At 71.4% G+C, this 7,200-nt stretch carries 8 protein-coding genes; 7 read left to right on the forward strand and 1 reads right to left on the reverse strand.

What is annotated here, in order from left to right; all coding sequences use genetic code 11:
• Positions 1–66 precede the first annotated feature (66 nt).
• From HMPREF2863_RS03215 to HMPREF2863_RS03240, 6 genes are all read left to right on the forward strand, one after another.
• A complete protein-coding gene (locus HMPREF2863_RS03215; protein WP_070637861.1) occupies positions 67–267 on the forward strand; it encodes an MFS transporter in 201 nt (66 codons plus the stop codon).
• A gap of 192 nt (positions 268–459) precedes the next feature.
• The gene (gene glnT, locus HMPREF2863_RS03220) at positions 460–1,836 is read left to right on the forward strand and encodes a type III glutamate--ammonia ligase (protein WP_070637863.1); all 1,377 of its coding nucleotides are present in this window, start codon (positions 460–462) and stop codon (positions 1,834–1,836) included.
• A gap of 114 nt (positions 1,837–1,950) precedes the next feature.
• Entirely contained in the window at positions 1,951–2,850 is a 900-nt protein-coding gene (locus tag HMPREF2863_RS03225) for a class II glutamine amidotransferase domain-containing protein (protein WP_067189929.1), read from the forward strand.
• 80 nt (positions 2,851–2,930) lie between these two features.
• Complete coding sequence (locus HMPREF2863_RS03230; protein WP_082739726.1) at positions 2,931–3,665, forward strand: GltB/FmdC/FwdC-like GXGXG domain-containing protein; 735 nt, start codon at positions 2,931–2,933, stop codon at positions 3,663–3,665.
• A gap of 100 nt (positions 3,666–3,765) precedes the next feature.
• Complete coding sequence (locus HMPREF2863_RS03235) at positions 3,766–5,130, forward strand: FMN-binding glutamate synthase family protein (RefSeq protein ID WP_082739727.1); 1,365 nt, start codon at positions 3,766–3,768, stop codon at positions 5,128–5,130.
• A gap of 126 nt (positions 5,131–5,256) precedes the next feature.
• A complete protein-coding gene (locus tag HMPREF2863_RS03240) occupies positions 5,257–6,045 on the forward strand; it encodes a helix-turn-helix domain-containing protein (protein ID WP_083315191.1) in 789 nt (262 codons plus the stop codon).
• Between the two features lie 37 nt (positions 6,046–6,082).
• Here HMPREF2863_RS03240 and HMPREF2863_RS12015 read toward each other — a convergent pair whose 3' ends face one another.
• Positions 6,083–6,349, reverse strand: coding sequence for a DUF805 domain-containing protein (locus HMPREF2863_RS12015; protein ID WP_168165753.1), 267 nt, complete (start codon positions 6,347–6,349; stop codon positions 6,083–6,085).
• A 121-nt stretch (positions 6,350–6,470) separates the two neighbouring features.
• Between HMPREF2863_RS12015 and HMPREF2863_RS03250 the strand changes: the two genes are divergently transcribed.
• The gene (locus HMPREF2863_RS03250; protein ID WP_067189933.1) at positions 6,471–7,049 is read left to right on the forward strand and encodes an LURP-one-related/scramblase family protein; all 579 of its coding nucleotides are present in this window, start codon (positions 6,471–6,473) and stop codon (positions 7,047–7,049) included.
• Positions 7,050–7,200 lie beyond the last annotated feature (151 nt).

The raw sequence follows: 7,200 nt of genomic DNA on the forward strand, positions 1-7,200 counted from the left end.
GCTGCTTGACGAAAACCATAGAGGCACCCCACCCTGGCCTCGGCCTCCTCCACGGTCTCCCTGCTGGTGGCCGAGGAGCGCCGCGGCGAGGCCATGGGCTTCTACGGCTCGGCCATGACCGCCGGATCCGCCATGGGCGCCCCGCTGGCCGGGGTGTTCATCGACTCCGTGTCCCCGGAGGCCGGCTATGTGTTCGCCGTGGCCGTCTCCCTGCTGCTGGTGGGCGTGGCCGCGCTGCTGGGCGCCCGCGGCCGGCGCCGGGCCTGATGTGCGTCGGCCCCCTGTGGCCGAACGACCGGCGTCGCCGCCCGATGACGGTCACACGCTCTGCACGGGCACGGTCTCTTCGTGGTCCAGGACACAGTCCGTCACAGGTTTCATTCCTGCTGGTCCCCGTGTTCCACTGACAGTGGACCCTGTTCTTGATCATGACACCTCGACCTCTGTGAGGAGATCACGATGACCGCTGTCGCCGCCGGCCCTGAGGCCACCGACGTCCCGAAGGATCCCGCCGCCGCGGACCGCCCCACCCTCCGCGAGCTCGCCGAACGCGACAGCGTGGACTACATCCTGGCCACCTTCGTGGACATGACCGGCCGTGCCTGCTCCAAGCTGGTGCCCGTCTCCGCCGCCGAGGAGCTGGAGGCCGGCGGCATGGGGTTCTCCGGCTTCGCCGCCGGCAACATCGGACAGGGCCCGCAGGACCCGGACCTGCTGGTCCTGCCGGACCCGGACTCCTGGATGCCGCTGCACTTCCTGCAGGAGGGCCTGGCCATGGTCCAGTGCGATCCGCACGTGGAGGGCCGTCCGTGGCCCTATGCCCCTCGCGTGATCCTGCGCAACACCCTGGCCCGTCTGGCGGCGAGGGACATGACCGCGATGGTCGGCGCGGAGCTGGAGTACTTCATCCTGCGCCGCACCGAGGACGGCGGCATCGCCACCGGCGACGACGAGGACACCTCCCCGAACCCCTGCTACGACGCCCGCGGCGTCACCCGCATGTTCGACCACCTCACCACCGTGGCCGCCGCCATGAACGAGCTGGGCTGGGACAACTACGCCAACGACCACGAGGACAGCGCCGGCCAGTTCGAGCAGAACTTCAAGTACGCCGACGCGCTGACCACTGCGGACCGGGTGATCGCCGCTCGCTACATCATCTCGATGATCGCCCACCGGGAGGGCTACGTCGCCTCCTTCATGCCCAAGCCGTTCACCGAGCGCGCCGGGTCCGGCCTGCACATGCACCTCTCCCTCTGGGACGGTGGCACCCCGCTGTTCCCGGATGCCGAGGACGACCGCGGGCTGGGCCTGTCCGAGACCGCCTACGGGTTCATCGGCGGCCTGCTGGAGCACGGTCCGGCGCTGCAGGTCTTCCTGGCGCCCACCGTCAACTCCTACAAACGGGCCAACGCCACCACCACCGTCTCCGGCGCCACCTACGCCCCGCAGATGTCCACCTACGGCGGCAACGACCGCACCCAGTCCATCCGCGTGCCGGAGGGCAACCGAGTAGAGCTGCGCACCGGCGACGGCGCCGGCAACCCGTACCTGATGCTGGCCTCCGCCCTGGAGGCCGGCCTGGACGGCATCGACCGCAGCCTGGACCCGGGCGACCCCGCCGAGCCGGGCGGCAACTCCGCCGGCGCCAAGCGCCTGCCGATGACCCTGCTCCATGCCGTGGACGCCCTCCGCGCCGACGAGACCATCCTGGGCTGCCTCTCCGGTGACCGGGAGATCGGCGAGTACTACGCGAGTCTGAAGGAGACGGAGTTCTTCACCTGGCACAACCGGGTCAGCGACTGGGAGGTCGAGACCTACCTCACCCAGATCTGACCTCGTCCTGAGACTGCTTCGCCCCCGGGGCCGGCGACGGCCCGGCCCCGGGGCACAGGACCGGCACCCGCGCCGGAGCCGACACAGTGACCACCGTGAGAGAGGAGACCGCCGATGTGCGGGATCGCCGCCCTGCAGATCAAGAATCCCGAGATGGGCCCGCAGCTGGGAACCCTGCTGCACTCCATGACCTGTGACCTGATCGAGCGTGGCCCGGACTCCGCCGGACTCGCCGTCTACGACGATCCTCAGACCATGCAGGGTGCGGCCAGCCTGGTCTCACTGCTGGGCATCGATCTGCCGCTGCCGGCCGCTGAGCTCGCCGACCGCCTGACGGAGCGGCTCGAGGGCGCTGAGACCACCGTGGAGGCCGTGGGGCACACCACCCTGGTCCGTTCCCAGGCGTCCACCGACGCCCTGCTGCAGGCCCTGGAGGAGCTCGCCCCGGAGGCCTCGGTGATCGGCCAGGGCTCCCATGTGGCCGTCATGAAGGGCGTGGGCAATCCTCGTGAGGTCGCCTCCGCCCACGGCCTGGAGGCGATGTCCGGGACCCGCGGCGTCACCCACACCCGCATGGCCACCGAGTCCGCGGTGACGGCCGCCGGCTCCCACCCCTACTCCGTCGCGGACGATCTCTGCCTGGTGCACAACGGCTCCTTCTCCAACCACCTCACCGTGCGCGACGAGCTGGAGCGCCACGGAGTGCGCTTCGGCTCGGACAACGACTCCGAGGTGGCTGCCCGGTATGTGGCGTCCCAGCTGGAGGAGGGCGCGGACCTCGAGACCGCCCTGCTGCGCCTGGGCGAGGTGTTCGACGGCTTCTACACCCTGGTGGTGACCACTCGGGACGGGATGGCCGTGGTGCGTGATCCCATCGCCTGCAAGCCCTGCGTGGTGGCCGAGACCGACGACTGGGTCGCGGTGGCCTCCGAGTTCCGGGCGCTGTCCGAGCTGCCCGGCATCGAGTCCGCCCGCGTGTTCGAACCCGAGCCCGGCCGCGTCTACACCTGGTGACCTCCGGGTCGGACATGTCCGTCCCGAACGCACTGCCCCGCCGCGCCCGATCCGAGACCCCCTCCAGGAGTGATCCCCGCATGAGCACCCTCCCGACCGCCGCACCGCGGCATCCCGCCGAGGCCGACGCCGCCGAGCACGTGAGTGTCGACCTGGCCGAGCAGTCCGTCCGCGAGCTCAACGCCGCCCTGCACGACCCCGCCGCCACTGCCACCCGCTGGACCGTGACCCATCCGCGTGGACTGCATTCCATCGCCGTCGGCGTGGACCGCGAGGTGCGGGTCGACGTCGAGGGCCACGTCGGCTACTACTTCGGCGGCATGAACAAGCACGCCACCCTCACCGTCTCCGGCAGCGCCGGGCAGGGCCTGGCGGAGAACATCATGTCCGGCCGTGTCCACGTCCACGGGGATGCCTCCCAGTCCGCCGCCGCGACCGGCCGGGGCGGGCTCGTGGTCATCGACGGCAACGCCTCCGCCCGCTGCGGGATCTCCATGAAGGGGGTGGACATCGTCGTCGGCGGCAGCGTGGGCCACATGTCCGCCTTCATGGCCCAGGCCGGCCGAATGGTGGTCTGCGGCGACGCCGGGGAGTCCCTCGGCGACTCGATCTACGAGGCCCGCCTCTACGTGAAGGGGTCGGTGGCCTCGCTGGGCACCGACTGCGTGGAGAAGCAGATGCGGGACGAGCACCGCCGGGAGCTCGCCGGGCTGCTGCAGGCGGCCGGGCGCACCGAGTCCCCGGAGGAGTTCCGCCGCTACGGCTCGGCTCGGCGGCTCTACCACTTCACCGCCGACAACTCGAAGGCCTACTGAGCCCGTTCCGGCTGGGCCGCCCGCTGCGGCCCGGATGCCCCGCCCGAGCAGACACACCCGCCTGTCCCCGTACAGGGACGTCACGGAGAGGACACCCCTCATGCCCCAGCAGAACCAGACCGCAGCCCAGGTCCGCGCGGACGCCGTGCCCGGGCCCGGCGACCACGGCCTGCGCGAGTCGGCCACCTTCGACCGCGCCACCATCCACGCCATCCAGCGTGCCGCCGAGACCGGTGTCTACGACATCCGAGGATGGGGTGCCAAGCGGCGGGTCCCGCACTTCGACGACCTGCTCTTCCTGGGAGCCTCCGTCTCCCGCTATCCCCTGGAGGGCTACCGGGAGAAGTGCGCCACCGACGTGGTGCTGGGGGACCGGCACGCGAAGACCCCGCTGCATCTGGACATCCCGATCACCATCGCCGGCATGAGCTTCGGTGCGCTGTCCGCCAACGCCAAGGAGGCGCTGGGCACCGGAGCCTCGGCCGTGGGCACCTCCACCACCACCGGCGACGGCGGCATGACCGATGAGGAGCGCGACCACTCCGACACCCTCGTCTACCAGCTGCTGCCCTCCCGCTACGGCATGAACCCGGACGACCTGCGGCGGGCCGACGCCATCGAGGTGGTCGTGGGCCAGGGCGCCAAGCCCGGCGGTGGCGGCATGCTGCTGGGCCAGAAGATCACCCAGCGGGTGGCCGAGATGCGCACCCTGCCGCAGGGCATCGATCAGCGCTCGGCCTCCCGACATCCGGACTGGACCGGCCCGGACGACCTGGAGATCAAGATCGGCGAGCTGCGTGAGATCACCGACTGGGAGAAGCCGGTGTTCGTGAAGGTCGGCGCCACCCGCCCCTACTACGACACCTCCCTGGCGGTGAAGGCCGGGGCGGACGTCGTGGTCCTGGACGGCATGCAGGGCGGCACCGCCGCCACCCAGGAGGTGTTCATCGAGCACGTCGGCATCCCGATCCTGGCGGCCGTGCCCGAGGCCGTCCGTGCCCTGAAGGACATGGGCATGCACCGGAGGGTCCAGCTGGTGGTCTCCGGCGGGATCCGCAACGGCGCCGACGTCGCCAAGGCCATGGCCCTGGGCGCCGATGCGGTGTCCATCGGAACCGCCGCGCTGATCGCCCTGGGAGACAACAGCCCCCGCTACCGGGACGAGTACGCCGCCCTGGGGTCTGCCCCGGGCTACTACGACGACTTCCAGGACGGCCGAGACCCGGCCGGCATCTCCACCCAGGATCCGGAGCTCTCCGCCCGGCTGGACCCGGTGGAGGGCGGTCGGCGGGTGGAGAACCTGCTGCGGGTGATGACCATGGAGGCCCAGACCATCGCCCGGGCCTGCGGCAAGTCGGACCTGCGCCACCTCGAGCCGGAGGACATGGTGGCCCTGACCCTGGAGGCCTCCGCCATGGCGAAGGTCCCGCTGGCCGGCACCGACTGGATCCCCGGCACCCGCTGACCACCGCTCCGCAGGACCACTGGACCACGGAAGGACACGCCCCGGAGGTCCGCCGCGCCGTGGCTGTGACGTGGACCGGCGGTGCCGCTCGGCCCGTGGCCGGCGGGATGGGGCACAATGCTGTCCATGACTGCCCAGGTTCCCTCCGCCCCGGCTCCCGGCGAGCCGGATCCGCTGTCCGAGACCGCCGCCGTGCCTCTGGGCGGACGGGTGCCCCCCGTTGAGGGCAGGCAGCAGGGGACGAGGGTGGCGCCGCCTACGGCGGATCCCGCCCCGGCGATCCCCGCGGACTCCTCTGTGGGGGAGGATCCGGAGGAGCCGGTGGGCGGGCGTCTGGAGCGTTCCATCGGCGACCAGGTGAAGTTCTACCGCACCGCGCTGGGGATGACCGCCACCGAGCTGGCCAGTGTGACGGGCCTGTCCAAGGCGATGATCTCCAAGATCGAGCGGGCCGCCACCTCCTGCTCCCTGAAGACCCTGGACCTGCTGGCCACCGGCCTGGGCATCCCGGTCACCGAGCTGTTCCGAGGCCTGGACCGCAAGCACCAGGCGGTGCACACCGCCGCAGGCGAGGGGGCCGTGGTGGTCCGCTCCGGCTCCGCCTCGGGCGTGGAGTACCGCACCCTCGGGGCCCTGCCGCACCGGACCAAGTCGATGCGTCCGGCCCTGATCACCTTCGCCGAGGGCGCTGACATCTCAGAGACGTTCCAGCATCCGGGCAGCGAGTTCATCCATGTGCTGGCCGGCGCGCTGGTCTACGCCCACGGCGACCGCCGGTATCACCTGCGCACCGGGGACTCGCTCTACTTCGACGGGGAGGCTCCGCACGGGGTGGCCCAGCTGCTGGCCACCCCGGTGCGGATGCTGTCAGTGGTGGACGCCCCGGCCGGCTCGGGCTCCGACGGGCACAACTGAGCCGACGGGCACGGCCGGACCGCCCCCGGGACGTCGGTCAGGAGTCGTAGCGGGCGCCCTCGGGCTTGGGCGGCATGACCAACAGCACGATCATGACGATCCATCCCACGGCCGGGATCAGACCCAGCAGGACCAGCCAGCCGCTCATGTTCGCATCGTGCAGCCGACGCACGGCCAGGCCCAGCATGGGCAGGATGTGGGCGACGGTGAACACGAACATCAGGAGGGAACCGACGATGTTCTGGTCCGGCAGACCGGAGGAGGTCGTCCCGGCCGACTCCACCGCAGCCGTGACCTTCCTCACCGGCGGGGCGGGACGGGACGGGGCGGGACGGAGCGGGACATCAGGCCGGGCGGCGGCCCGGTGAGTCGGGACCGCCCGGGCCGCTCGACCTGCCGCCTGCCCGCGCGGCACACTGGTGTCCATGGACTCTGGGTTCTTCGCCGGACGGCTGGCGCACACGGACGTGCTGCACATGCAGCAGACGACCTCCTTCATGTCCAACGACTTCGAGGTCACCGATGCCCAGGAGCGGCCGGTGCTGCGGGTGCGCACCACCGGCTCCGGCGCGAGCCGCTTCTTCATGGGCAACCGGTCCTTCGTGATCGAGGACGCGGAGACCGGCCGCACGCTGTTCGGCTTCGAGGACGTGGTCACGTGGGGCCGGGACCGGATGTCCATGGTGGACGCCGAGGGCCTGCCGCTGGCCCGCCTGCGCCGGGAGCACGCGTTCTTCAGCACCAAGGTGAGCTGCCAGGTGGTGGACGGCACCGAGTTCGAGATCGTCGGCAACGCCTGGGGAAAGGCCTACCAGGTCCACGCCCGCGGGGTGCAGATCGCCGCCGTCGAGCGGCGCTGGGCGGGTCTGTCCCGCGGACTCATGGGGCACTCCCGCTACGAGGTGACGCTGGACCCGTCCATGCCGCCCATCGTGCGCTGCGCCGTGGTCGGCACCGTCCTGGGCCTGGACCTGATGCGGGCGAAGGACCAGTCGAGCAGCTAGACGGAGGCGAGCGGACGTCGTCGTCGGTTCGGCCGGGGCGTGTAGGCGCCCTGACCGCACCGTGACGCCGGCAGGCCCGCCCGGGCGGCTGACCGCGCCGGCGGGACTAGATGTAGGAGGTCATGACGTTGTTGACTCGGGCCGGTGCCAG

The organism is Micrococcus sp. HMSC067E09, assembly GCF_001812555.1.
Classification (GTDB): domain Bacteria; phylum Actinomycetota; class Actinomycetes; order Actinomycetales; family Micrococcaceae; genus Micrococcus; species Micrococcus lylae.

Bases quoted from the DNA above. Each gene is read 5' to 3' on its own strand.
- HMPREF2863_RS03250 (WP_067189933.1), top strand. From the start codon at position 6,471: ATGGACTCTGGGTTCTTCGCCGGACGGCTGGCGCACACGGACGTGCTG.
- glnT (WP_070637863.1), top strand. From the start codon at position 460: ATGACCGCTGTCGCCGCCGGCCCTGAGGCCACCGACGTCCCGAAGGAT.
- HMPREF2863_RS03225 (WP_067189929.1), top strand. From the start codon at position 1,951: ATGTGCGGGATCGCCGCCCTGCAGATCAAGAATCCCGAGATGGGCCCG.
- HMPREF2863_RS03240 (WP_083315191.1), top strand. From the start codon at position 5,257: ATGACTGCCCAGGTTCCCTCCGCCCCGGCTCCCGGCGAGCCGGATCCG.
- HMPREF2863_RS03230 (WP_082739726.1), top strand. From the start codon at position 2,931: ATGAGCACCCTCCCGACCGCCGCACCGCGGCATCCCGCCGAGGCCGAC.
- HMPREF2863_RS03235 (WP_082739727.1), top strand. From the start codon at position 3,766: ATGCCCCAGCAGAACCAGACCGCAGCCCAGGTCCGCGCGGACGCCGTG.